Raw genomic sequence first — 24,315 nt, forward strand, 5'->3', positions numbered from 1 at the left:
GGGGTGAGTGGGGGGTTCTGCCCGTTTCGAGATCAGTAGTCGGGGTTGTTGTGCGTGGGGATCTCGATCTTGGTCTCCTCACCGTCGGTGAGGGAGAGCAGCGTGTACTGGCGGATGAACTCTTCGATGGTCCAGGCGATCTGGGGCACGAGCGGGCGCGGAATGAGGCCCTCGCGGAACCTGACGAAGGTCGGCCAAGCTCTGACGACCAGGTCGTCCCACGGGCGTTCGCGCGGGATCTCGATGGAGTCGGCGACCTCGTCACCGATGAGGAAGCGGGCCAGGGAGTTGACCAGGGGGCGGGAGGCGCTGCCGATGCGGTCGGACAGTTGGGCCAGGAGGGTGTCGGCGAGGTAGGTGCCCTCCTCGGTGGGTCCCATGTTCCGCGCCATGATCTCGTCCGACTGCGCGTAGGCGGCCTCCCAGGTGGCGGGGATGTACTCCTCGGAGATCCCGAGCAGGGCCGCGGTCACCTGCCACACGTGCAGGTAGGCCTCGGCCTGGTCGTCGGTGATCGTCACCTCCCACTCCTGCATGTTGCGCATGGCGAAGGTCGGCAGCGTGTGCCAGGTGACGAGCATGTCCTCCTGGTTGATCGGGAGGTCCTCGTCCGCGGAGTCCCGCCAGTGCGGGGACTGGGGGAGCAGGTGCCGCACCCCCGCGTGCACCAGCCGGGTCTTGACGCACTCGACCACGCAGGTCCCCTCGGGGCGGTAGGCGTCCAGTGAACCGACCGCGAAACCGAAGAGGCTCGTCTTGGCCACCCGGTCCTTCATGTCCGCGCCACCGGCGGAGTAGTAGACCGAGCGCGCCTCGGCGGGGATGGCACAGGCGAGCATGCCACCACCGGGACCGTTGTTCAGGTTGAGGTAGAGCCCGTGGGTGCGGTTGAACTCGGCGGCGACCTCCAGCTTCTCCTGATCGGCCCAGGAGGGCATCCGACGGGCCTCTTCCATGAAGTCCCGCAGGTCGGAGGGCAGACCCTCGGGCAGTGCCTGTTCGTTGGTGTTCCAGTTCCACAGGGCGTCGTTGACCTCGGGGATGGCTCCCCGCTCGAACAGTGACTTCAGGAGGGGATCGGCCACCGGGTCCCAGACCTGGTGCGGGTCGAGTCCGGCGCCCGAACCGGCCACCGAGTCGGTGGGAGACCAGTTCCAGCCGGCCATCGCGCGTGCCTGGGCCGGGGCCGCGGCCACCAAGGCACCGAAGGCACCGGCGGCGATGAGGGCTCGGCGCCTGTTGATGTGCGCCATGGTTGGGATCCTCTCTCGAAACACAGGACCAGGATGATACTGTGATACGTAGTTTGATTCTGCGTATCATCAGCGAAACACAACTTAACGTGAAGCGCCAGACCCTTAACATGATCCGTTCATCGAACCGCTAAGCGGACCGGTTCTCGGCAGTGGCTTTCATCAGCCCGAACAGTGTCCGGGCCAGGGTGGAAAAGTTCGTCCTGGATCCGGGCTCGATGAACACGAGAGGAAGGTGAATCCATGGAGCCTGTATTATCTGTGACCATGGCGCCCTCAGAACCGGAATCCCTCCTGGAACGCGCGTACGCGGACGCGGTCGGTCGGGTCGATGACCAGGACGAGATCACCACACGCGTGCTCGACGCGGCCTACGAGCAGTTCTGTCGAATGGGCATCAGACGTTCCACGATGGAGGACGTGGGCACCCTGGCCGGGGTCTCCAGGATCACGGTCTATCGCCGTTTCGCCACGAAGGACGCGTTGATCGAGAACGTGGTGCGGCGTGAGTTCCGTCGTTACTTCGACCGGTTCCTCGTCGACATAAAGCAGGCGAACACGGTATGCGAACGGGTGGTGTACGGCTTCGCGAGTTCGTTGCGGACCATTCGCGCGCATCCGTTGATAGGGGTTCTGCTCAACGACGAACCGGACGTGGTCGCGCCCTCCATGATCAACGACGGTGGACGCACGCTGGCGACGGTGTGCACGTTCGTCGCCGGACAGCTGCGCCTCGAACAACAGGCGGGCAACATCGAACCCGACGTGGAGGTCGAACGCGTCGCGGAACTGATGGTCCGTGTCTCCGCGTCCTTCCTCATCATCCCCAGCCACATGGTCGACCTGGACGACGACGCGGAACTGCGGGCGATAGCCGAACAGTTCCTGGTGCCCATGCTGCGGCCTCCGGAGCGGACCGGGGGACCGGGTCCCCGGCCCGCTCCACCGACGAGCACTCACTCGTAGCGCTCTCCCAGCTCGGCCTTGGCCACCAGGGACGCCGGTGGTTCGAACCGTTCGCCGTAGGCGGCGGCGAGCTCCTTGGCCCGGGTGACGAACCCCGAAAGGCCCCCCGGGTAGCCGTTCACGTACTGCAGGGTGCCCCCGGTCCAGGCCGGGAATCCGATGCCCAGGATGGAACCGACGTTGGCGTCGGGCACCGACCGCAGTACCCCTTCGTCCAGGCAGCGGATCGTGTCGAGGGACTCGGCGAAGAGCATCCGCTCCTTCATGTCCTCGAACGGAATGGTCCGCCCTTGGACGGTGAAGTGCTCAAGTAGACCCGGCCAGAGTCCGACGCGTCGATCGTCCTCGTAGTCGTAGAAACCGGCCCCCGTCGAGCGTCCACCCCGGGAGAACTCGTCGATCATCCGGTCGATGACCACTTCCGAACCGTGCGCGTTCCACTCGCCGCCCTCGGCCAGGACCGCGGCCTTGGTCTCCTCGCGGATCCCGCGGGGCAGGGTCAGGGTCAGCTCGTCCATGAGTCGCAGCGGCGGCGCGGGGTAGCCGGCCTGGTGGCCCGCCTGTTCGATGGAGGCCGGGTGCAGCCCCTCACCGAGCATCGCGACGGCCTCGTCGACGAACCTGCCGATCACCCGGCTGGTGTAGAAGCCCCGACCGTCGTTGACCACGATGGGGGTCTTGCCGATGAGCCGGGCGACGTCGACCGCCTTGGCGAGGGTGGCGTCGGAGGTGTGTTCCCCGACGATGATCTCCAACAGCGGCATCTTGTCCACCGGGGAGAAGAAGTGCAGGCCGACGAAGTCCTCCGGGCGCTCGACCCCCTTGGCCAGATCGGTGATCGGCAGGGTGGAGGTGTTGGAGCCCAACAGAGCGTTCGGGGCGACGGACTCGACCTCGGCGAAGACCTTCTGTTTCAGGTCGGGGTCCTCGAAGACCGCCTCGATCACCAGGTCGCAGTCGCTCAGCTCCGTCGCGTCGGTGGTCGGCGAGATCCGGGCGAGCAACTCGTCGGCCCTCACCCGGGTCATCCGCCCCTTGGCGACGGCCTTGGCGACCAGCTTCTCGGAGTACCGCTTGCCCCGCTCGGCCGCCGCCCACTCGACGTCCTTCAGCACCACCCGCAGGCCGGCCCGCGCGCACGAGTAGGCGATACCGGCGCCCATCATGCCCGCGCCCAGCACGGCCACCGTCTCCGGGACGAACCTCTCGTACCCCTCGGGGCGGTTGCCGCCGCTCTCGATGTGCTGCGTGTCGTAGAAGAAGGCCTGCATCATGTTCGCGGAGACCTGACCGGTCATCAGCTCCACGAGGTAGCTCGTCTCGACCTTCTGGCCCGAGTCGAAGTCCAACCGCGCGCTCTCGACCGCGGCGGCGAGGATGTTGCGGGGCGCCGGCATGTTCGCGCCCTTGAGTCGTTTGCGCAGGTTGGCGGGGAAGGCCGGAAGCATCGGCCGGAGCCCGGGGTGGTCGGGGGAGCCACCGGGCATGCGGTGGTTCGGCAGGTCCCACGGCTGGGCGGCGTCGGGGTTGGCCAGCACCCACTCCCGGGCCTTGGCCAGCAGCTCCTGCGGGGTGTCGGCCAGATCGTGCACCAGGCCCTTGGCCAGCGCCTTGGCCGGGCGGTACCACTGTCCCTGGAGCAGGACGTCCGTCAGCGCCCTCTCCAGACCCAGGAGCCGGACCGTCCGGCTGACGCCCCCGATGCCGGGTAGTAGCCCGAGGGTCACCTCCGGCAGGCCGATGCGTGTGCTCGCGACGTCCAGCGCGATCCGGTGGTGGCAGGCGAGCGCGACCTCCAATCCGCCGCCCAGGGCCGTGCCGTTGATGGCCGCGGCCACCGGTCGGCCCAGCGTCTCCAACCGACGCAACTGGTTCTTCATCGTGGAGCACAGCTCGGTGAGGGCCGCGGCGTCCTCCGGCCGGGCCCTGCTCATGAAGCCGACGTCACCGCCGGCGAAGAAGCTCTTCTTGGCGGAGGCGAGCACGACACCGGTGATGCCCTCCCGCTCGGCCTCCAGACGCTCCAGGGTGGCCTCCATCGAGTCCACGTAGGTCTGGTTCATGACGTTGATCGGCTGGTCCGGGTCGTTCATCGTCAGTACGACGACGCCGTCGGCCCCCTGGTCCCAGGCGAACATGTTCGTGTGGGGCATCGGTGCGCTGTTTCCTTTCGACATCGTGTTCGGGGGAGGGGGTCAAACGCGTTCGATGACCGAGGCGATCCCCATGCCACCGCCCACGCACAGGCTCACCACGGCGCGTCGGGCGTCGCGACGCTCCAGTTCGTCCACGACGGTGCCGACGAGCATCGCCCCGGTCGCGCCGAGCGGGTGACCCATGGCGATCGCGCCGCCGTTGACGTTGACCTTCTCCCAGGGAAGATCGAGGTCCTTGACGTACTTCAGGACGACCGAGGCGAAGGCCTCGTTGATCTCGAACAGGTCGATGTCGTCCACCGTCGACCCGGCCAGGGCGAGGGCCTTGCGAGTGGCCGGCGCCGGGCCGGTGAGCATGATCGTCGGGTCGGCGCCGCTGACCACGCCGCTCACGATCCGGGCGCGGGGGCGGAGCCCGAGGTCCTCGCCCACCTGTTCGGAGCCGATCAGGGTCAGCGCCGCGCCGTCCACGATCCCCGAGGAGTTACCCGGGGTGTGCACGTGGTCGATGCTTTCGACCCAGTGGTACTTCTGCAGTGCCACGTCGTCGAAGCCGCCCATGTCGCCGATGCCCGCGAAGGCGGGCGTCAACGCGCCGAGGGTCTCCAACGTCGTGTCGGCGCGCATGTGCTCGTCCTGGCCCAGCAGCGGGACCCCGTTGCGGTCCCGGACCGGGATCACCGACTTGGCGAAGTGGCCGCCGGTCCAGGCCTGGGCGGCCCGTTCCTGCGAACGCACCGCGTAGGCGTCGACGTCGTCCCGGGAGAAGCCCTCGATGGTGGCGATCAGGTCGGCGCCGATGCCCTGGGGGACGAAGTACGTGTCGTAGTTGGTCTCGGGATCGTCGCTCATGGGACCGCCGTCGCTGCCCATGGGCACCCGCGACATGGATTCCACGCCGCCGGCGATCACCAGCTGTTCCCAGCCGGAACGGACCTTCTGCGCGGCCGTGTTCACCGCTTCGAGGCCGGAGGCGCAGAACCGGTTGAGCTGGACCCCGGCGACGTGGTCGGGCAGACCGGCCTTCAAGGCGGCGGTCTTGGCGATGTCCATTCCTTGGTCGCCCACGGGCGAGACCACGCCGAGGACGACGTCGTCGATCCGCTCGGGGTCCAGTTCGGGGTGGCGTGCTCGTAGTTCGTCGAGCAGTCCGGTGACCAGGGACAGGGGTTTGACCTGGTGGAGGGAGCCCTTCTTGCCCCGGCCCCGGGGCGTCCGGATCGCGTCGTAGATGTATGCCTCGGTCGTCACGTGAGTGGCGTCCTTTCCTCCGAGGGCGGACCTCGGCCCGTGTGTTCGGCTCCACCCATGATCGTCCTTGTTGTCCCGATGTCAATAGGTGCTAAGGCTGAGATTGCACCGTTCTTACGCGCCAAAGGTAGATATGGGCGATCCGACGGATGGATCTCAAAGAACTATTGACATGTGGGCAATAACGATACAGCGTGGTGTCGGTCACAACATGTCCTGGCGGCTCACGACGAAGGGAACGATCCGTGACGACCGCGAACGAGGTGCGGCAAGCCGTTGAGGGACAGACGATCCCCCGATTGCTGCGCCGTAACGCCCAGAGCTTTCCCGACCGTCCCGCCCTCACCGGCGGCCTCGACCCCGACTCCCCGGTGTGGACCTGGTCGCGTCTGCGCGACGAGGTCGCGACCCTCGCGAGGGGGCTCACCAAGCTCGGTCTGCTCCCCGCGGACCGCGTGCTGATCTCGATGTCCAAACGGCCCGAGCACTGGGTCACCGACCTGGCCGCGATCCACCTCGGCGCCCTCGCCTGTAGTACCTACGACACCCTCAGCACCGAGCAGATCCGCTACATCGCGCACCACAGCGCCGCCACCATGGTGGTCCTGGAGGGGGCCGAACAGATGCGGCGCTGGGAGCCGATCCTCGACGAGCTTCCGCACCTGCGCTCGATCATCGTCCTCGACAAGGACCTGATCCGCCCCGACGACGCGCGCTTCGTCGGCTACGACGCCCTGCGCGGCGACGACCTGCTCAGCGCGGACAGCCCCGAGTTCGAGGAGATGACCGACGCGGTCGACACCGACGACCCGTTGGCACTCGTCTACACCTCGGGCACCACCGGCGACCCCAAGGGCGTCGTCCTGTCCCACCGCAACGCCGTCCACGAGTCCCTGATGCAGGACCACCTCGTCAAGGTGCCCGACCACCCCCGCTCGGTGGCCTACCTGCCGTTGGCGCACATCGCCGAACGCGTGCTCGGTATCTACATGCCGATCTGCAACGCCGGGCACGTCACCATCTGCGCGGACCAGGCCGACTTCCTACGGGCGTTGCGGACGGTCCGCCCGAACGGCTTCTTCGGCGTGCCCCGCGTGTGGGAGAAGCTGGCCATGGGTCTCAAGGCCAAGCTCGCCCAACTCCCGCCGGAGGCCGCCGCGGCGGTGCGACAGGCCGGCGAGGGCGCGGTTCAGGTCTTCCGGCTCCGGTCCGAGGGCCGGGAGGTGCCCGCGGAGCTCACCGAGCGGGTGCGAGGGCTCGACGACCAGGTGTTGAAACCGATCCGGGCCGCCATCGGCCTCGACGAGTGTCACCGGGCCTTCAGTGGCGCCGCGCCCATCCCCACACCGGTCCTGGAGTTCCTCGCGAGCCTCGGTCTTTCCGTGTACGAGGTGTGGGGCCTGAGCGAGACCACCGGGGCCGCGACCGTGAGCACACCCGAGGCCTTCGAACTGGGCGCGGTCGGCAGGCCGGGCCCGGGGGTGGAGGTGACCGTCGCCGAGGACGGCGAACTCCTCGTGCGCGGGCCCGTGGTCTTCCCCGGATACCTGGACGGTGACGGGAACATCGTGTCCGACACCGACGAGGACGGCTGGTTGGCCACCGGTGACATCGGTGTGGTCAACGAGAGGGGCATCGTCGCCGTCACCGACCGCAAGAAGGAGATCATCATCACCTCGGGGGGCAAGAACATCGCCCCCACCAAGATCGAGTCCTCCCTGCGCTCGCACCCCCTCATCGCGCAGGCGGTGGCGATCGGGGACACCCGTCCCTACGTCACCGCGCTCATCGTCCTCGACGAGGAGGGTGCGCCGGCCTGGGCCGCCGCCCAGGGGATCGAGTTCGCGGACCTGGACGAACTGGCGGGCCACCCCGAGGTGGCCAAGGCGCTCGACGAGACGGTCGCACAGGCCAACTCGGTGCTCGCCCAGGTCGAACAGGTCAAGAAGTACAAGGTCCTGGGTGGACCGTGGACCGCCGAGTCCGGTGAGCTGACCCCCAAGCTGAGCCTGAAGCGCAGGGTCGTCTCGGAGCGCTACGCCGACGTGATCGACGAGCTCTATCGGACCACCTGAACGGGTGCGGCCGACCGTCCCCCTTCCGCGCCAGGGGGACTCCTCCCGTCGGTCGCACCTCCCTGAAAAAGAGGGGGCCGGGTGACCGATCGAACGGTCACCCGGCCCCTCCATGTTGACGGGACACGGGCCTCACACGGGGGAGTCGGACCGGTGCAGGGAGGGAAGACGCCGGGAGATCAGCTCCTCGGCCTCGGCCACGATGCGGTCGACGACCTCTCCGACGGTCGGGATGTCCTCGATCAGGCCCTGGGCCAGACCCACGCTCCAGATCCCGGCCTCGACGTCACCGTCCTCGAACACCTTGCGCCCGCGGGCCCCGGAGACCAGGTCCCGGACGTCGGGGAAGGTGCCCCCATCGGCCAGGATCTCGACGACCTTCCGGCTGACCGAGTTGCTCGCCACCCGCGCCGTGTTGCGCAGGGAACGGAAGATCAGTTCGGTCTGCACCTCGCTGCCGGCGACGATCTGTTCCTTGACCCTCTGGTGCACCGGGGACTCGGCCGTGCACAGGAACCGGCTGCCCATGTTGACGCCGTCGGCGCCCAGGGCCAGGGCCGCGGTCAGCCCGGCACCGTCCACGAAACCGCCGGAGGCGATCATGGGGATCGACAACCTCCTCGCCGCGGCGGGGATGAGGACGAGCCCGGGGATGTCGTCCTCACCCGGGTGACCGGCGCACTCGAACCCGTCGACGCTCACCGCGTCGACGCCGATCCGCTCGGCCTTGATCGCGTGCCGCACGCTGGTGCACTTGTGCAGCACCTTGACCCCGGCCTCGCGGAATCGCGGCATGTGTTCGGCCGGGTTGAAACCGGCCGTCTCCACGATCTTGACGCCGCTCTCGATGATCGCCTGACGGTACTCGTCGTAGGGGGGAGGGTTGATGGAGGGGAGGATGGTGAGGTTGACGCCGAACGGCCTGTCGGTCATCTCCCGACAGCGCCGGATCTCCTGGGTCAGTGCCTCCGGGGTCGGTTGGGTCAGCGCGGTCAGGAACCCGAGCGCGCCGGATTCGGCCACGGCCGCGACGAGCCCGGCCCGTCCCACCCACTGCATGCCGCCCTGGGCGATCGGGTGCTCGATCCCGAAGGTCTCGGTGAATCGGGTTGTCAGCATCGGTGCGCCTCACAGCCCGTAGGTCTTGCCGATGATGTCCCGCTGGATCTCGCTCGTGCCCCCGTACACGGTGGAGACCACGGTCGAGCGCAGCAGCGACTCCATTCCGTACTCGGTGGCGTATCCGTAGCCGCCCAGCATCTGCATGCCCTCCAGGGTCACGTGCTTGGCCAGTTCGGTGCACTTGAGCTTGGCCATGGAGGCCTCGCGCGCGAAGACGCGGTCGGGTTCGGCGTCGATGGCGGCGGCGACGTCGTCCAGCAGGAGCCGGGCGCATTCGAGTTCGGTGGCCATGTCCGCGATGCGGTGTTTGAGCGCCTGGAAGGATCCGATCGGTCGACCGAACTGCTCGCGCCGACTCACGTAGTCCAGGGTGTCGTCGAAGGCCCGACGCGCGGTGCCGAGCATGAGGGCGGCCAGGATCATGCGCTCCAGGTTCAGTCCGGACATGAGCTGGGCCCAGGCCTGGCCCCGCGCGCCGACCACGGCCGAGTCCGGCACGAAGCAGTCGGTGAAGTAGAGGTCGTTGACCTCACGGCCGCCCATGGTGTCGATGCCGCTGATCTTCAGACCCTCGGTGTCGGTCGGCACCATGAACTGGGTCAGGCCCTGGTGCTTGGAGCCCTCGCCGGAGGTGCGGGCGACGAGCAGGATGTGGTCGGAGATGTGCGCGTTGGAGCACCAGGTCTTTTGACCGTTGACCACGTACCCGCCTTCGGTGCGCTCGGCCTTGCAGACCAGGGCGCCGACGTCGGAGCCGGCGCCGGGCTCCGACATGGAGATGGCCTCGACCCGGCCCCGCACGACGCCTTCGAGGACCTTGCGCTTCTGTTCCTCGGTGCCGAACTTCTCGTAGGTCGCGGCGGCGATGATGGTGGTGCCGAAACCGCTGATCGGGGCCCGGCCGTAGGCGGTCTCCTCAAGGAAGAGGCACAGGTCCGTCATACCGAGACCCGAGCCTCCGTACTCCTCGGGCAGGGAGATGCCCAACCAGCCCAGGTCGGCCATCTTGTCGTAGACGGCCTGGCTGTGCGGTTCCTGTCCGTGGTCGGTGAGCGCGTCGCGCTGGTCCTTGGTGCCGAATTCGTTCTGGCAGAACCGGTTGATCGACTCGACCAGGTCCTTTTGCTCGTCGGTCAGGACTCGTGGCATGCCGGGCCTTCCTTCTGCGTTGGATCCGAGAACTCCGATCATTGTCCTCAAGTTATTGTCGCTGTGTCAATAGTGCTGGAAGGTCATCCATGGAGGGCTGATCGGGTACGCTTCCAGCGTTCGTTACGGTTCAGATCAGTGAACTCCGGGTAGGGTCGGCCGGTGCTTCGGAGGCACTTTTGTGGCCGGTATTAGCACCCCGTCAACCCGGGGGAAGGGACGGAAGACCATGGGACCTCCCGTGCAACGGCGGCGGCTCGAACCGGATCAGAGGCGTTCGGAGATCCTCACCGTGGCCCGCAGGCTGTTCGGTGAGCGGACGTACTCGGCCGTCTCGGTCTCCGAGATCGCCCAGGAGGCGGGGGCCGCGCGGGGACTGGTCAACCACTACTTCGGTGGCAAACGACAGCTGTACCTCGAAGTCGTGCGGCAGATGCTGTTGGTGCCGCACTCGGTGGCGGAGAACCTGCCCCGGACCACGATCGAGGAACGGATCTCGATCTGCGTGGACCGCTGGTTGGACTTCGTCGAACGCAACGCGGAGATGTGGTTGTCGGCCATCGGCTCCGAGGCCATCGGGCAGGACCGCGACACCGAGGAGATCATGCTCGAAGCCGATGAGGTGGCCACCGACCACCTTCTCCAGGCCGCCATGATGACCGACGTGGTCGAGGGGCGGGAGAAGCTACGCGCGATGGTCCGCGCCTACGGGAGCATGCTCAAGGCCGCTTCCAGGGAGTGGTTGGTGCGGGACGCGCTCAGCCGTGCGGACCTGCACGTCATGCTGACCAAGACGATTCTCCACCTGTTGCGGAGCGTCTTTCCCGCCGTGCGCGAGGACGCGTCCGTTTGATGGGCCGACCGGCGGCCACGGCGGATCGACCGCGTGGCCGCCGGAATCGCGGGACCGGGTCAGCGCGTGGGCGCGCCCAGGTGTTCCGTGCTCATGCGAGGCGTCACCAGCCGGTCCGCCAGCTCGGTCAGGCGTTGTCCGGCCACCCGTGGCAGGAGGACCCCTTCGACCAGGTCGACGTGGTCTCGCCAGGTGTCGGGGACCGCGTCGTCGCCACCGGTCGCTCCGCACAGGGCTCCCACCATCGCGGGCAGGCTGTCGGACTGGCGTGGGAACAGGGCCGCGGTCTGTAGACCGGACGTGAGGTCACCTTCGACCAGGCGTGTGATGGCGAAGGCGAGCGGAAGGGTCTCGGGTGCCACGCCACCGTGGCTGTAACCGGGACGTCCGAAGGCGTCGATCAGGCTCGGGACCGTCGCGAACACGCCTTCCGCTCGGTCGGGAACGATGGCCGCGGCGCGTTCGATGCCGCGGCGCAGCCAGCTGTCGTCCGGAACGGTGCGCTCGGCCTCCGACAGGGCCGTGACGAGGTGCTCTCCGGCGGCCAGGGCGGCGATGGCGTGCGCCATCGCACCCGCCGCCCACACGCCGTCACGGTCGTGCGTGATGCGTGCGTACTCCGTTGCCGTCTCGGAGGCCTTCCGGGTGTCACCGGAGTGGAACAGACCGACGGACACCGCCGCCGGTACCGCCCCGTCGTCCCAGTAGACCGGGTTGTCGGTTCCCGTCACCGGCGGGACCCGGCCTTCGAGGGCGTGGAGGACCGCACCCCGCTCGGCGATCCCGCACCAGACGTCCTCGGTGTCCACGTAGTGCGTGCGCCACTCCTGGAACAGCGACCGCAGGTCGTGCGCACCGGCTTCCAACAGGACGAGCGCGGCGGTGGCGGCGGTCTCGGTGTCGTCGGTCCCGCACAGCGGGTTGAGCTCGGTGTGCCCCGGAACGAAGGGCAGGAGGGGGCGGGAGATCTGTTGACGGTCCAGGTCGACGTTCTTCTCCCACAGCACACCGCGACCCCAACCGGCGCGGGCGTGACGGTGGTACTCCGCGGGCAGGCCCAGGGCATCGCCCATCGCCAGGCCGAGCAGGGCGCCGCGAGCGTTCTCAGGTCGCATTCTCGTACTCCTCGTTCCCCTGGGAAACCTCGTACAGGGCGTCGGCCAGGTCCACCAGGTCGGTGCCGGCGGTCGCGGTCACACAGACTCCGGAGACCTGCCTGACCTTGGTCCGCCACTCTCGGGGGATGGCGGTCTCACCGTGCATTGCTCCGGCCATGGCCCCCGCCATGGCCGCGATCGTGTCCGAGTCCCGGCCGATGTTGACGGCGCTCACCACGCTGGGGACGAAGGCGCCCCGGGCCGCGGCGAAGAGCCCGAAGGCCAGGGCCACCGCCTCGGGGGCGCTGTCGGGCCAGGGGTAGTGGAAGAGCGGGATCCGACGGTAGAGTTCCCGCTCCGCTTCGGCCATGCTGGAAGCATGGGACGCCACGTCCAGGGCCTGCCGAAGGAGCCTGGCGGTCCAAGTGTCCTCGGCCACCGCGGCGAGGCCGGCGGCGATGACCTCGGTGTGGTCGTCGGTCACCAGAGCGCGCGCCACGGCCGCGGCGATGGCCTGTGCCCCGTAGATCCCGTCCGCGGCATGACTGACCTGGGCGTCCTCGCGGGCGAGTCGGGCCGCCTCCGCCGGATCACCGGCGCACAGGACACCGATGGGCGCCACCCTCATGGCCGCGCCATCGCTCCACGATTCGTGGTTGTCGTTGCCGCTCACAGGCGGGGCGACCCCGGCGCGGAGATTGGCGATGGCGCCCATCTCGCTGAAGCCGGCCCCGTGGAACCCCCCGTTCTGCGTCAGCACGGCCCGTGTCCATACGGCCGCGACGTCGTTCGAGGTCAACCGGCGACCGTGGGCGAGCAGCCCTTGGGCGCACAACACCGCGTACTCGGTGTCATCGGTTCCCGAGGCCTGGGTGTGGAGAAATCCCTCGACACGTCCGTGTGCGGCGTGGATGGCCTCCGGGGTCATGCCCTCGGTGGGCGCCCCCATGGCGTCGCCGACGGCCAACCCCAACAGTGCCCCTCGGCACCGGTCACGCGTGACCATCGGAGTCCTCTCACATCGTTTTGCATAAGCCGAACCAGGATGGCACGAGCTCAGAGCAGGAGCAAAAGGGAACATCGGTGGTTTGTTTGACAGCTTGGGGTGATTTCGACACCATGAGGCTCGGAAATTTGCAAGACGTTTTGCATGCGTCGAAGTGGGGACGATGAGCAAGGAACACCGCGTCGGCATCGCCGATGTCGCAGCCGCCGCCGCGGTGAGCGTCACGACCGTCTCCCACGTTCTGAGCGGTCGCAGGCCGGTGAGTGAACGCACCAAGGCCAAAGTGCTAAGGGTCATCGAGGAACTGGGGTACCGCCCCGACCCCTCGGCCCGGGGACTGCGCACCGGTCGTAGTCACGCGGTCGCCCTGGTCGTCTCCGACGTCACCAACCCGTTCTATCCGCTGATGGCGGCGGGGCTGCAGGAGGTTCTACAGCCCGAGGGGTTCCTGATCTCGGTCTGTGTGGCCCAGGGGACCACCCAGGACCTGGACTCGGTGATCGGTCACCTGCTGAACCGCAGGGTCGACGGTGTCGTCCTGGCGTCGTTGAACGCGCAGGACCGCCACTTCAACGACATCACCGCCGCAGGGACCGCGCTGGTGCGACTCAGCGGCGAACTGGACCCGCGCTTCGGTGACATCGTGCGCGCCGACGACACCGGTGGTATGGCCGATGTGGTCGCACACCTGCTGGAGCGCGGCTACCGCAGGATCGGGTTGGTCAACGGCGAACTCGACAGTGCGCCCGGGCGACTGCGCCTGGCCGGCTACCACCGGGCCCTTCGCGAGTTCGGCCTGGACGTGGACGAGGACCTCATCGTCACGGGGACCTTCACACGCACCGGGGGGGCGAGCGGTTCGCACGCGTTGTTGAACCTGGAGCCGAGGCCCGAGGCCCTGGTCTGCGGAAACGACCTGATGGCCGTCGGTGCCATGGACGCGATCCGCGAGAGGGGACTGACCGTCCCCGGCGACGTCGCCGTCACCGGCTACGACGACATCGAGGCCGCCTCACTGGTGACGCCGCGACTCACCACCGTGCACAACCCCGCCTTTGAGATAGGTCGGGCTTGTGCGCGTCTCCTCCTCGACCGCCTATCCGGCACCCCCAGTGAAGGCGTGCGCGAGGTCGTGCTCCCCCAAAAACTCATCGTCCGTGAATCGACCTGACGACCCCAAAAGGACCCCCGTGACCTACCAACTTCCCCGCCGTGACATGTTCAAGCTGGCGGGAGGAGCGTTCGCCGGCGCCTGGCTCCTGTCGGGCTGCGGAAACTCTGGGGGCGGTTCCTCTTCCGGTGTCGAGTACTGGGGTGCCTTCCCCACGCCCGAGACCGAGGAGTACTTCCGCTCCCAGTTCATCGATACCTTCAACGAGTCCAGCGGGCACTCGGTGAGCATGTCGACCAAGCAGCTCACCGACCTGGCCTCGCTCACCGACACCGCCGTCTCCTCCGGAAACGCCCCGGACATCATCTACTCGCCCGGCCCCTCCACCTCGGTCAACTACGCTCAGGGCCTCAAGACCCTCGAACTGGACGACTACGCGACCGAGTACGGGTGGGAGGACCGCCTGCTGCCCTGGGCCATGCAGCTGAGCCGGGTGGACGACCGCCTCCACTCCGTCCCCACCAGCTACGGCTCCATGGTCCTGTACTACAACCGGGCCGTCTTCGAGGACAACGGCTGGACGCCTCCCACGACCAAGGCCGAGTTCGAGGACCTCTGCGAGGACGCCGACTCCAAGGGCATGATCCCGGTCGGCGCGGGCAACAGCGGCTACCCCGCTCAGAGCGAGTGGTACCTGACCTGCCTGCTCAACGCCGGACTGGGACCGCGCTTCCTGTACGACGTGCTCACCGGTCACCGCGACTGGTCCGACCCGGTCGTGGTCGACCTCTTCAAGTCGATGAAGTCGCAGCTGGACAAGGGATGGTGGGGCGGCGGTGCCGACCGTTACTTCACCAACACCGACCCCGACATGTGCACCGGACTGGCCACCGGTGACGTGGCGATGTACATGAGCGGTACCTGGAGCTTCAGCTCCATGGGGAGTTTCTTCACCGACTCGGGCAACGACCCCGAGGACTGGGACTGGGCGCCGCTGCCCTCCCTGGCCGACGACGTCGACCCGGGTGTGTTCCCCCTCGCCATCGGAACCGCGCTGTCGATCGACTCCGCCAGTTCCGACCCCGACGCCGCGGCGGCGTTCCTGGACCACATCATGGGGGACACCACCCGTTCCCTGGAGTACCTGGCCGTGCAGGGGGAGAACCCGCCCCCGGTCGCCTACGAGGCCTCCGACTTCCCCGAGGACACCGACCCCAGGGTCCAGCGCCTGTACGAGGAGATCCCCGCGTCGACCAACATCGGCTACGCGAGCTGGACCTTCCTCCCGCCCGAGACCAACACCGCGCTGTACACCGAGTTCGACAAGGTCATCACCGGTGACCTGTCGCCCGAGGAGTACACGGAGATCCTGGACTCGACCTTCCACCAGGAACTCGGTTCGGGCGCCTCCCCCGCCCCGTTCACGCCCCAGTAGACAGGGAACGGAAACCACCCACCGGATGTCCACCACCACTCTCGTGGCCGGCGGGGGAACAGCCACATCGCGTCCCTCGCCGGCCCGCACCAACAGGCGTCGCCGCCTGACCGGGTTCCTGTTCCTGGCGCCTTTGTTGATCGTCAACGTCCTGGTGATCGCCGGACCGGCGTCGACCTCGGTGGCGTACTCGTTCACCGACTGGGACGGGATCAACACCCCGTCCTTCGTCGGGTGGGAGAACTACGCCGCGTTGGCCGGGGACGAAGCCTTCGTCAACGCGCTCGGCCACAACCTGTTGTGGACGTTGTTCTTCCTCACGGTGCCCATGAGCATGGGCCTGTTGGGCGCCTACCTGCTCAGCCGTATCCGCCGGGGGCGGCTCCTCTTCCAGACCCTGTTCTTCATTCCGTACGTGGTGGCCACGGTCGTCTCGGCGGCCGTCTGGCGGCAGATCCTCAGCCCGACGGCCGGGATCATCCCCGTCCTGGATTCCTTCGGGGTGCCGGGAATGAGCGACCTCAACCCGCTCGGTGACCCGGAACTGGCGCTGGGCGCCATCGCCCTCATCAACAACTGGCAGTGGTGGGGCTTCCTGGTCATGCTCTTCCTGGCCGCCATGCAGTCGGTCAACCCGGCCCTGTACGAGGCGGCCCGTCTGGACGGGGCGGGACGCTGGCGCGAGTTCTGGCACGTCACCCTGCCGGGCATCAGGCCGACCCTGGTCTTTCTGCTGCTGATGACCATCATCTGGTCGTTCCTGGTCTTCGACTACGTCTACATCCTCACCCAGGGCGGCCCCGCCGGTTCCACGGACATGCTGAGCACCCTGCTCTACCGAACGGCGTTCGGTGAGGGCCGCGCCGGTCACGCCTCCGCCGTAGGCGTCGTCATGGCCCTGATCAGTGCCACCACCATCGCCGGTTACCTCGTGCTCCGGCGCCGACTGCGCTGGGAGGTGTGATGACGTCCGTATCGGAACGGCGCGCGCCGCGAAGGCGACGCGTGACCTCCTCCCGGGGAGGTGGGCCGCTCGTCTACCTGGTTCTCGTACTACTGGCCCTGTACGCCATCGGCCCGATCCTGGTCCTGCTCTTCAGCTCGCTGAAGAACCCGGCCGAGATCAGCACCAACCCGATGGGGCCGCCCGCCGAGGCGATGTGGGACAACTTCCTCACCGCCTGGCAGAACGCGAACATGGCGGCGGGCCTGTCCAACAGCCTGGTCATCGTGCTCGCCACGGCGACCGGGGTGTGCCTGATCTCCGGAATGGCCGCCTACGCCATGGTCCGGTTGGACATCCCGGCCCCCGGCGCGCTCACGATGTACCTCCTGGTGGTGACGGCGCTGCCCATCCAGCTCTTCCTCGTTCCGCTGGTGAACTGGTGGACGCGGTTGGGCCTGTACGACACGCAGATCGGGCTCATCCTGATCTACTGGGCGATCTACAGCCCGTTCAGCACCCTGCTGCTCAGGTCGTACCTCATTGCCATCCCGCCCGACTACGAGGCGGCAGCCCGCATGGACGGGGCGGGGGAGGCGACGGTGTTCTTCCGCATCGTGCTGCCCCTCATCTGGCCCGGTGTGATCACCGCCGGCCTGGTCGCCGCGCTCCAGGCCTACAACGAGTTCCTCCTCGCGGTCACCTTCATCCAGGACAACGAGGCCCTCCCGGTGTCGATCTCGTTGTACTCCTTCCAGCAGGGCTTCACCGTCAACTACGCCCTGGTGAGCGCGGCCGGGATCATCATGATCCTGCCCGTACTGGTGTTGTTCCTGGTCCTGCAACGTCGTTTCGTGGAGGGCTACGCCTCCACCGGCATGGCGAACTGACCATCAGGGGCGGCCCTCGGGCCGTCCGATCCGCGGATCGAGAGGCGGCCACCGTCCTGGGCCGTCGTCTCGGCCGATTGGGGGATCCGGGGCCCGGATGGCGCACCATCCGGGCCCCGAACCCGTACACGATCGAGCACGGGACGGGGACCTCTTATACTCGGGCCGATGATGGGGCGGATGAGCGAGCGGACGGACCGGGTCAAGGCGCTGGCGCGGCGGAACGGGATGTGGTGGTGGAACCGTCGGTTGCGCATCGCCGACTGGTGTTTCGCCCTGTTCACGCTGCCCTTCAGCGGGGTGGCGATGCTGGTCGGGATCACCGGGGAACTGGGTCTGCTCTCCACACCGCTCACGGACTTCCTCTCCTCGTTCGCGGGAGAGCGCTGGTGGTTGCTGGGGCTGGGCGCGCTGTGCTTCGTGGTGCCCGGGGTCCTGGCCTCGCTGACGATGTTGTGGCGGCGCAGTGCCCCGAGGTGGCTACTGCTGGCCGGGCTGCTGATGTTGGCGCTGTACGGCAACCCGATCCCGCTGATGGTGGGTCTGTACTCCTACCCGGCCCACTTCGACGACCGCAGGGTTCTCGCCCTCTGGTTCACGCTGGGCTGTGTGGCCCACGGGGTCGTCTTCCACGCCACGGTGGCCCAATACGTGATGACCGGGGTCTTCGTCTTCGCCATGCCCACGGTCGCCGGTTTGTGGATCGGTACGCGGCGTGAGTTGGTGGAGCGGTTGCGTGAGCGTGCGGAGCGGTTGGAGCGTGAGCAGCACATGATGGCCGAGCAGGCGATCACGGCGGAGCGGACGCGGATCGCGCGGGAGATGCATGATGTGGTGGCGCATCGGGTGAGTTTGATGGTGTTGCACGCGGGTGGGTTGGAGGTGTCGTCCGTTGATGAGCGGACCGAGCGGGCGGCGGGGTTGATCCGTACCACGGGGCGTGAGGCGTTGACGGAGTTGCGTGGCATTTTGGGTGTGTTGCGTGAGGAGGAGGGGCAGGCGGCTCCCACGGCTCCGCAGCCGGTGTTGGCGGATGTGGCGGGGTTGGTGGCGCAGTGGCGTGGTGCGGGGATGGATGTGGAGTGCGAGCACGCGGGTGAGGGTGGTGAGTCGCCTTTGGCGGTGCAGCGTACGGCGTTTCGGGTGGTGCAGGAGGCGTTGACGAACGCGGCCAAGCACGCCACGGGTGCTCGGGTGCGGGTGTGGTTGCGCCACGGGGTGGATCGGTTGGAGGTGGAGGTGGCCAACGGTCCGGTTCCGGGTGTGGTGCACTCGTTGCCGCGTAGTGGGTACGGGTTGACGGGTCTGCGGGAGCGGGTGGCTCTGGCGGGTGGGGAGATCAGCGCGGGTCCCTGCCCCGACGGCGGATGGCGCCTGCGGGCCCTGCTGTCCACCGAGGAGGAAATGGAGGTCGAGGCTCACCACCAGCCGAAGACCGCCCAGACGATCAGCGGACCGACGGCGACGGACACCAGTCCGTACAGCAGCAGCTGACGGAACAGGGTCGGTCGTGTCTCCTCCGGGGCCGCGCCGAGGATCAGTCCGCCCGTGATGCCGAGCGGGTTGATGTCGACGATCACCGAGGACAACGCCACCGCCAGGATGGCGCCGATGGGGGAGGCCCCCGCTTCGACGACCGCGGGCAACAGGGGCATCGCCGTCACGAAGACCGCGATCGAGCTCGCGGCGAACGAGGTGATGCCGGCGATATAGCACAGCAGGAGCAGGGTCAGCATCGCCGAACCCTCGATCGTGAGCAGGTCGCTGATGCGCTCGAACGCGCCCAGGTCCTGCATCACACCGATGTAGGTCAGTAGACCACCGATCAGCAGCACGATGCCCCACGGCATGCGGGCCACGGCCGGCGCGGGCTCGATCCGCAGGATCAGGAGTTGAAGGCAGGCCGCGGTGACGCCCAGGTAGCCGATGTTCATGTCGAAACCCACCGATAGGACGAGAACGGCGGCCATGCCGCCGAGGGTGACCACGCGCACCGACAGGTCGGGCGCCTCGGCCCGGTCCGGCGCTCGCCCGGCGTCGGCCGGATCGCCGGTGGTCGACCCCGCCTGGCCGTCGGCCGGTACCAGGCTCCGGCTCGTGGGAAGTGCGCCGAGGAGGCGGGTCACGGTCAGTACCCCCACGCAGACGACGACGCCGGCGAGCAGGGAACCGGCCAGGAGGGTGAACGGTGCGTGATCGGGCATGCCGAGCCCCATCGAGACGCTCTGCTGGTGGGCCGTCACGCCGTACACGGCCAGGGGTGACAACAGGCCGCTGAGGATGCCCATGATGCCCAGGACGGCCATCGTCAACGGGGGGAGACCGTAGCGCGCCGACAACCCGAGGGCGATGGGCGCGACGATCGCGGTGGCCGCCGCGGGAAGTGTCCCGAAGGCCGCCAGGAGCGCCCCGGCGACGAACGGGACCAGGGCCACGAGCAGGGCTTTGCCCCTGACCAGCCGCAGCAGCCCGTCCAACATCCAGTCGAGTGTGCCGTTGATCTTGGCGACGGTGAACAGCGCGGTCACACCGACGATCAGGATGAAGAAGTCGGCGGGGAAGAACCCCGTGACCTCTTCGGAGGGGATCCCCGTGGCGGCGCCGATGAGGAACGCGGCGGCGAAGGCACCCAGCCCGAGGTTGAAACCGCGCAACGCGGTGGCGGCGAAGAGGAGGAGCAGGACGACGATGGAGAGGTCGGCGATGGTCACGGGGGAGGTCCCTTTCGCTCAGACGAGGCCGCGGTGGCGCAGGTCGTCGATCTCGTTCGCGGTCATACCGAGCAGGTCGCGCAGGACTTCGGTGGTGTGCTCGCCCAACCCCGGCGCCGGACGGCCGATGCGCCCCTCGAACCCGGAGAAGCGCCCGGCGGGCGCCTGGACCAGCCTGCCGCGCCCCTGGGCATCCCGGACCTCGACGATCGAGCCGCGCTCCCGGATGTGCGGGTCCGTGCACACCTGCTCGGCGGAGTTGACGGGTCCGGCGGCGATACCGGCCGCGTCCAGCCGGGCCAGGAGCTCGACGGCGTCGTGCTCGGCGACGAACGCGGCCACCCGCCCCTCGATCTCGTCCCGGTGTTCGACCCTGGCCGCCATCGTGGAGTGGACGGCCAGGTCCGGGGCCCGCATCAGCTCGACGAGCCGTTCCCACATGCGGTCGGTGGAGGCCGGCAGGGCGATCCAGCGCTCATCGCGGGTGCGGTACATGTCGTTGGGGCTGATGTGCGGGTTCCGGTTGCCTTGGCGCTGAACGCTGTGCCCGGTCACGCTGTAGTCCACGACGAAGTCCTCCATCATCCGGAGCAACGGCTCGTATAGCGGGATGTCGGCCAGCTGCGCCTCTCCCGTCTGGTCACGTTGGCGTAGGGCCAGCAGCGTGGCGAACGCGGCGTAGATCCCCGTGACACCGTCGGCCACCGGGTAGCCGGTGAAGGTCGGTGGACCGTCGGGGAACCCAGTTCGATGGGTCAGACCGGCGAACCCCTCGGCGACCCGGGCGAAACCGGGGCGGTCGGCGTACGGTCCCGTCCGCCCGAAGGCGCTGACGTGCACCATCACGAGGTCGCGGCGGTAGGCACGCAGGTCGTCGAAGTCGACACCGAACCGCCGCAGCGTCGCCGGACGGAAGTTGGTGACCACCACGTCGACCTCGCGAGCCAGACGCCCGACGATCTCGGCAGCTCCGGGGCGGTGCAGGTCCAGCGTGAGACTGCGCCTGCCGCGTCCGAGCAGGGTCCAGCCCGCCGAAGTGTCGCCGTCCAGCGGCGGGTAACGGCGGGCCGGGTCGCCGGTGCCGGGTTGTTCGACCTTGATCACCTCGGCTCCGAACTCGCCGAGCAGTGTCGCGGCCAGCGGACCGGCCAGGATGGTGGACAGGTCGAGCACGGTGATCCCGGCGAGCGGCTGGGAGGCCATGAGGGATTTCCTTCCACCTGGAGTGTGATCTGGTTCATGTGATGACGTGCGTCGATCATGACCCTCGGAGGTACCTGCGTGGAAGACGGGAGCACCTTCGACGGGTGATAGGGGAGTCCGTTATGGTGACGCGATGCGAGTCGAGCGTGCACGGTACTTTCTGGCGGCGGTCGAGACCGGTTCCCTGCGGGCGGCCGCCTCACGTTGTGGGGTCAGCCAGCCCACGCTCGGAGAGCAGGTCGCCCTCCTGGAGGAGGAACTCGACGTGGTGCTGCTGACCCGCAGCCACCAGGGCGTGCGCCCCACCGACGCCGGGCAGGCGATGATCGAACCCCTCACGCGTCTGGTGGCCGCCGAGGACGCCGCCCTGCGGGCCGCCGCGGAATCGGGTGGGTCCTACCAGGGGCGGGTGGCGATCGGGGCGATCTCCGTGGTCGCCGAGACCCTCATCGCGCCGGTGGTCGCTCGCCTGCGCGCCGAACACACCGACCTGCGCTTCGGTGTCACCGAGACCTCCTCTGGGGACATCGAGAGCCGTGTGCGGCACGGTGACCTGGACTTCGGGGTGATCTCGGCCCCGGCGGCACCGGCCGCCGCTGGACTTCGCCGCTCGCCGCTGTCGTGCGCGCCCCTGGGCGTCGTGGTGCGCACGGACCACCTGTTGGCCCGACGTGAGGAACTCGCCTGGCGCGACCTCGCCACGTGGCCCATCGTCACCATGCGCGCCGGGACCGTGATGTGGGATCGGTTGCACGACAACATCGCCGACCCCGACGTCGTCGTGCAGACGATGTCGGCCCGGTCGCTCAAGGTCATGGTGGGTCACGGGGCGGGCATCGGCCTGCTCGCGCGCTTCGACACCTCCGGTGATGTGCCCGGACTGCGCTGGATCCCGATCCGTGGCGCGGAGCCGGTGCGGATCTGTCTCGTGCAGCGCTCCCAGGGCCGGCCCTCACCGGCGGCGCTCATCGTCCGCGGTCTCGTGCGGGAGCGGGCCGCGGAGTTCACCGACGGCGAGGCCCTAGGACGTCGGTAGCGCGGTGGCGTGGACCCTGTTTCCACCGACCCGTGCTGTATAAACTCCGGTCGCGACCGAGAGTGACGACGGGGTGCCGAGGGACGGCGCCCGAGGAAGGGGCACGATGAGCGAGCACGCGAGTCCGAACGGCACGATCGACCTGAAAGCCCTGGCCGAGGACCTGCTGGGGAAGGCACGAGGGGCGCACGCCCACCGTGCCGCGACCACGGTGTACGGCGACCGGGACTCCCTGTTGCGCCAGACCGCGTTGGCCCTGCTCAAGGACACCGAACTGGCCGAGCACGAAAGCCCGCCGGAGGCGACGCTACAGGTGCTCACCGGCAGGATCCGGCTGAACGGACATGGACGCGAATGGGAGCTCACCGGCGGGGAGATCGTGCCGATCCCGCCCGAACGCCACTCCGTGACGGCCCTGGAGGACAGCGTCTTCCTGCTGAGCGTGCGCAGGGAGCCCGCGGGGGAGAAGTGACCCACGCACGAGGGGACCTTCCGATCCGGTGACGGGGACGGAGGGCCCCTCGTTCCCGGGGCCGGTGTGCTCGAAGCTGGTCGGACCACCCGCCCTCACCCACAGGAGTGTCCGCCATGCCCACCGGTTCCACCACCGGCGTACTACCCGCCGTCATCCAGGGCGGTATGGGGGTCGGGGTGTCCGGATGGCGGCTCGCCCGCGCCGTCGCGCGCACCGGCCAACTCGGCGTGGTCTCGGGGGTCGCCCTCGACGCCCAGCTCGCCCGCCGACTCCAACTCGGCGACCCGGCCGGGGACATGCGCCGAGCGCTGTCCCACTTCCCCGACCAGGGCATCGTCTCCCGGATCGTGGACCGGTACTTCGTGCCCGGTGGGATACCGGCCGGCCGCCCGTTCCGCCCGGTGCCCCGACTCGGCCTGCGCCCGAACCGGGCCCGTGACGAACTCACGGTCGCGGGCAACTTCGTCGAGGTGTGGCTGGCCAAGGAGGGCCACGACGGGCCAGTCGGCGTCAACTACATGGAGAAGATCCAACTCGCGACCCAACCCGCCGCCTACGGGGCGATGCTGGCGGGGGTCGACCACGTCCTGATGGGCGCGGGGATCCCCGGCGAGATCCCGGGGCTGCTCGACGCCCTGAGCACGCACTCGGCCACCGAACTCACGGTCGCGGTGGAGGGATCGCAGGAGCGGCACACCGTCGCCTTCGACCCGGCCGGCCTCGCCGGACCCGTGCCCCCAAGCCTGGCCCGACCGCGTTTCCTGGCGATCGTCGCCTCCACGGTGCTGGCTCAGTACCTGCACCGCTCCCCGGCCACCCGGCCCGACGGGTTCGTCCTGGAGACCCACCGGGCCGGCGGCCACAGCGCCCCGCCACGGCGCCGGAACGGGCTCAGCGAGGAGGGCGAGCCGGTGTACGGACCGCGCGACGCGATCGACGTCGCCAAGGTCGCCGCGCTCGGACTTCCCTTCTGGCTCGCGGGCGGTCAGGCGACACCGAGGGGACTGGCGGCGGCGAAGGACGAGGGCGCGGCAGGTGTGCAGGTCGGAACCGTCTTCGCGCTGGCCCGGGAATCGGGGCTGACCCCCGGTCTGCGGCAGGGGTTCCTGACCCGAGGGAAGGCCGGAACCCTTCAGGTGCGCAACGACCCCCTGGCCTCGCCCACCGGCTTCCCGTTCAAGGTGGCCCGGGTGCCGGACACCCTCTCTGACGAGGGGGAGTTCGCCCTGCGGCCCCGCCTGTGCGACCTCGGTTTCCTGCGTACCCCGTTCCGCAAGGACAACGGCACGATCGGCTACCGCTGCCCCGCCGAACCCGTCGACGCCTACGTCCGAAAGGGCGGGGCGAAGGAGGACACCGACGGGCGCCGCTGTCTGTGCAACGCCTTGACCGCCAACGTGGGCCTGCACCAGCACCGCCCCGGTGGCTACGTCGAACCACCGCTGCTCACCCTGGGACAGGACCTGGACTTCCTCCCCGAACTGCTGCGCCACGCCGGCCCGGACTTCTCCGCCGCCGACGTCGTCGACTACCTGCTGTCGAAGGAGGAGGGCCGCCCTCGAACACCCCTAGGATGAGCCGGA

The 24,315-nt window shown here is 68.6% G+C and carries 20 protein-coding genes; 11 read left to right on the forward strand and 9 right to left on the reverse strand.

The features are described from left to right. Nucleotides 1–32 precede the first annotated feature (32 nt). Nucleotides 33–1,253, reverse strand: coding sequence for an oxygenase MpaB family protein (locus tag ACWGKS_RS05110; protein WP_358514252.1), 1,221 nt, complete (start codon nt 1,251–1,253; stop codon nt 33–35). Between the two features lie 267 nt (nt 1,254–1,520). Between ACWGKS_RS05110 and ACWGKS_RS05115 the strand changes: the two genes are divergently transcribed. After that, nucleotides 1,521–2,219, forward strand: a complete 699-nt coding sequence (locus ACWGKS_RS05115) for a TetR/AcrR family transcriptional regulator (RefSeq protein ID WP_452521775.1) — start codon at nt 1,521–1,523, stop codon at nt 2,217–2,219. On the opposite strand, the gene ACWGKS_RS05120 is transcribed toward ACWGKS_RS05115, so the two are convergent. Beyond that, nucleotides 2,210–4,372: a 3-hydroxyacyl-CoA dehydrogenase NAD-binding domain-containing protein gene (locus ACWGKS_RS05120; RefSeq protein ID WP_452521777.1), complete on the reverse strand. Its 2,163-nt coding sequence runs from the start codon at nt 4,370–4,372 to the stop codon at nt 2,210–2,212. The genes ACWGKS_RS05115 and ACWGKS_RS05120 overlap by 10 nt on opposite strands. Nucleotides 4,373–4,414: 42 nt before the next feature. Next, entirely contained in the window at nt 4,415–5,626 is a 1,212-nt protein-coding gene (locus tag ACWGKS_RS05125; RefSeq protein WP_358514247.1) for an acetyl-CoA C-acetyltransferase, read from the reverse strand. 245 nt (nt 5,627–5,871) lie between these two features. On the opposite strand from ACWGKS_RS05125, the gene ACWGKS_RS05130 reads away from it, so the two are divergent. Then, nucleotides 5,872–7,701 (forward strand): AMP-dependent synthetase/ligase, encoded by a 1,830-nt coding sequence (locus ACWGKS_RS05130; RefSeq protein ID WP_452521779.1) that lies wholly within the window; start codon nt 5,872–5,874, stop codon nt 7,699–7,701. A 132-nt stretch (nt 7,702–7,833) separates the two neighbouring features. Here ACWGKS_RS05130 and ACWGKS_RS05135 read toward each other — a convergent pair whose 3' ends face one another. Then, nucleotides 7,834–8,820, reverse strand: a complete 987-nt coding sequence (locus ACWGKS_RS05135; protein ID WP_358514243.1) for an NAD(P)H-dependent flavin oxidoreductase — start codon at nt 8,818–8,820, stop codon at nt 7,834–7,836. Nucleotides 8,821–8,829: 9 nt separating this feature from the next. Beyond that, on the reverse strand, nt 8,830–9,972 hold the full coding sequence (locus ACWGKS_RS05140) for an acyl-CoA dehydrogenase family protein (RefSeq protein ID WP_452521781.1): 1,143 nt from the start codon (nt 9,970–9,972) through the stop codon (nt 8,830–8,832). 229 nt (nt 9,973–10,201) lie between these two features. Between ACWGKS_RS05140 and ACWGKS_RS05145 the strand changes: the two genes are divergently transcribed. Further along, entirely contained in the window at nt 10,202–10,825 is a 624-nt protein-coding gene (locus tag ACWGKS_RS05145) for a TetR/AcrR family transcriptional regulator (protein WP_452521783.1), read from the forward strand. 59 nt (nt 10,826–10,884) lie between these two features. Here the strand turns inward: ACWGKS_RS05145 and ACWGKS_RS05150 are convergent, their stop codons facing one another. Then, nucleotides 10,885–11,940, reverse strand: coding sequence for an ADP-ribosylglycohydrolase family protein (locus tag ACWGKS_RS05150; protein ID WP_452521785.1), 1,056 nt, complete (start codon nt 11,938–11,940; stop codon nt 10,885–10,887). Continuing rightward, nucleotides 11,930–12,928 (reverse strand): ADP-ribosylglycohydrolase family protein, encoded by a 999-nt coding sequence (locus ACWGKS_RS05155; RefSeq protein ID WP_358514235.1) that lies wholly within the window; start codon nt 12,926–12,928, stop codon nt 11,930–11,932. The genes ACWGKS_RS05150 and ACWGKS_RS05155 overlap by 11 nt, the downstream gene beginning before the upstream one ends. 163 nt (nt 12,929–13,091) lie before the next feature. On the opposite strand from ACWGKS_RS05155, the gene ACWGKS_RS05160 reads away from it, so the two are divergent. From ACWGKS_RS05160 to ACWGKS_RS05180, 5 genes are all read left to right on the forward strand, one after another. After that, nucleotides 13,092–14,099 carry a LacI family DNA-binding transcriptional regulator gene (locus ACWGKS_RS05160; RefSeq protein ID WP_452521787.1) on the forward strand — a complete coding sequence of 336 codons (1,008 nt, stop codon included), beginning with the start codon at nt 13,092–13,094 and terminating at the stop codon, nt 14,097–14,099. 19 nt (nt 14,100–14,118) lie between these two features. Beyond that, on the forward strand, nt 14,119–15,474 hold the full coding sequence (locus ACWGKS_RS05165; protein ID WP_452521789.1) for an ABC transporter substrate-binding protein: 1,356 nt from the start codon (nt 14,119–14,121) through the stop codon (nt 15,472–15,474). A gap of 25 nt (nt 15,475–15,499) precedes the next feature. Further along, complete coding sequence (locus ACWGKS_RS05170; protein ID WP_452521791.1) at nt 15,500–16,438, forward strand: carbohydrate ABC transporter permease; 939 nt, start codon at nt 15,500–15,502, stop codon at nt 16,436–16,438. A gap of 41 nt (nt 16,439–16,479) precedes the next feature. Then, complete coding sequence (locus tag ACWGKS_RS05175; RefSeq protein ID WP_358514227.1) at nt 16,480–17,307, forward strand: carbohydrate ABC transporter permease; 828 nt, start codon at nt 16,480–16,482, stop codon at nt 17,305–17,307. Between the two features lie 180 nt (nt 17,308–17,487). After that, entirely contained in the window at nt 17,488–18,801 is a 1,314-nt protein-coding gene (locus ACWGKS_RS05180; protein WP_452521793.1) for a sensor histidine kinase, read from the forward strand. On the opposite strand, the gene ACWGKS_RS05185 is transcribed toward ACWGKS_RS05180, so the two are convergent. After that, a complete protein-coding gene (locus ACWGKS_RS05185) occupies nt 18,726–20,018 on the reverse strand; it encodes an SLC13 family permease (RefSeq protein WP_358515044.1) in 1,293 nt (430 codons plus the stop codon). The two genes, ACWGKS_RS05180 and ACWGKS_RS05185, sit on opposite strands and share 76 nt — an antisense overlap. Before the next feature lie 18 nt (nt 20,019–20,036). After that, complete coding sequence (locus ACWGKS_RS05190; protein WP_358515042.1) at nt 20,037–21,221, reverse strand: CaiB/BaiF CoA transferase family protein; 1,185 nt, start codon at nt 21,219–21,221, stop codon at nt 20,037–20,039. A 133-nt stretch (nt 21,222–21,354) separates the two neighbouring features. On the opposite strand from ACWGKS_RS05190, the gene ACWGKS_RS05195 reads away from it, so the two are divergent. The 3 genes from ACWGKS_RS05195 to ACWGKS_RS05205 all read left to right on the forward strand — a co-directional run bounded on the left by ACWGKS_RS05195 (nt 21,355) and on the right by ACWGKS_RS05205 (nt 24,309). After that, nucleotides 21,355–22,257, forward strand: a complete 903-nt coding sequence (locus ACWGKS_RS05195; RefSeq protein ID WP_358515039.1) for a LysR family transcriptional regulator — start codon at nt 21,355–21,357, stop codon at nt 22,255–22,257. A 106-nt stretch (nt 22,258–22,363) separates the two neighbouring features. After that, nucleotides 22,364–22,729: a cupin domain-containing protein gene (locus ACWGKS_RS05200; RefSeq protein WP_358515037.1), complete on the forward strand. Its 366-nt coding sequence runs from the start codon at nt 22,364–22,366 to the stop codon at nt 22,727–22,729. 116 nt (nt 22,730–22,845) lie between these two features. Further along, a complete protein-coding gene (locus ACWGKS_RS05205) occupies nt 22,846–24,309 on the forward strand; it encodes a nitronate monooxygenase (RefSeq protein ID WP_452521796.1) in 1,464 nt (487 codons plus the stop codon). Nucleotides 24,310–24,315 lie beyond the last annotated feature (6 nt).

Source organism: Nocardiopsis sp. NPDC055879 (genome assembly GCF_053615935.1).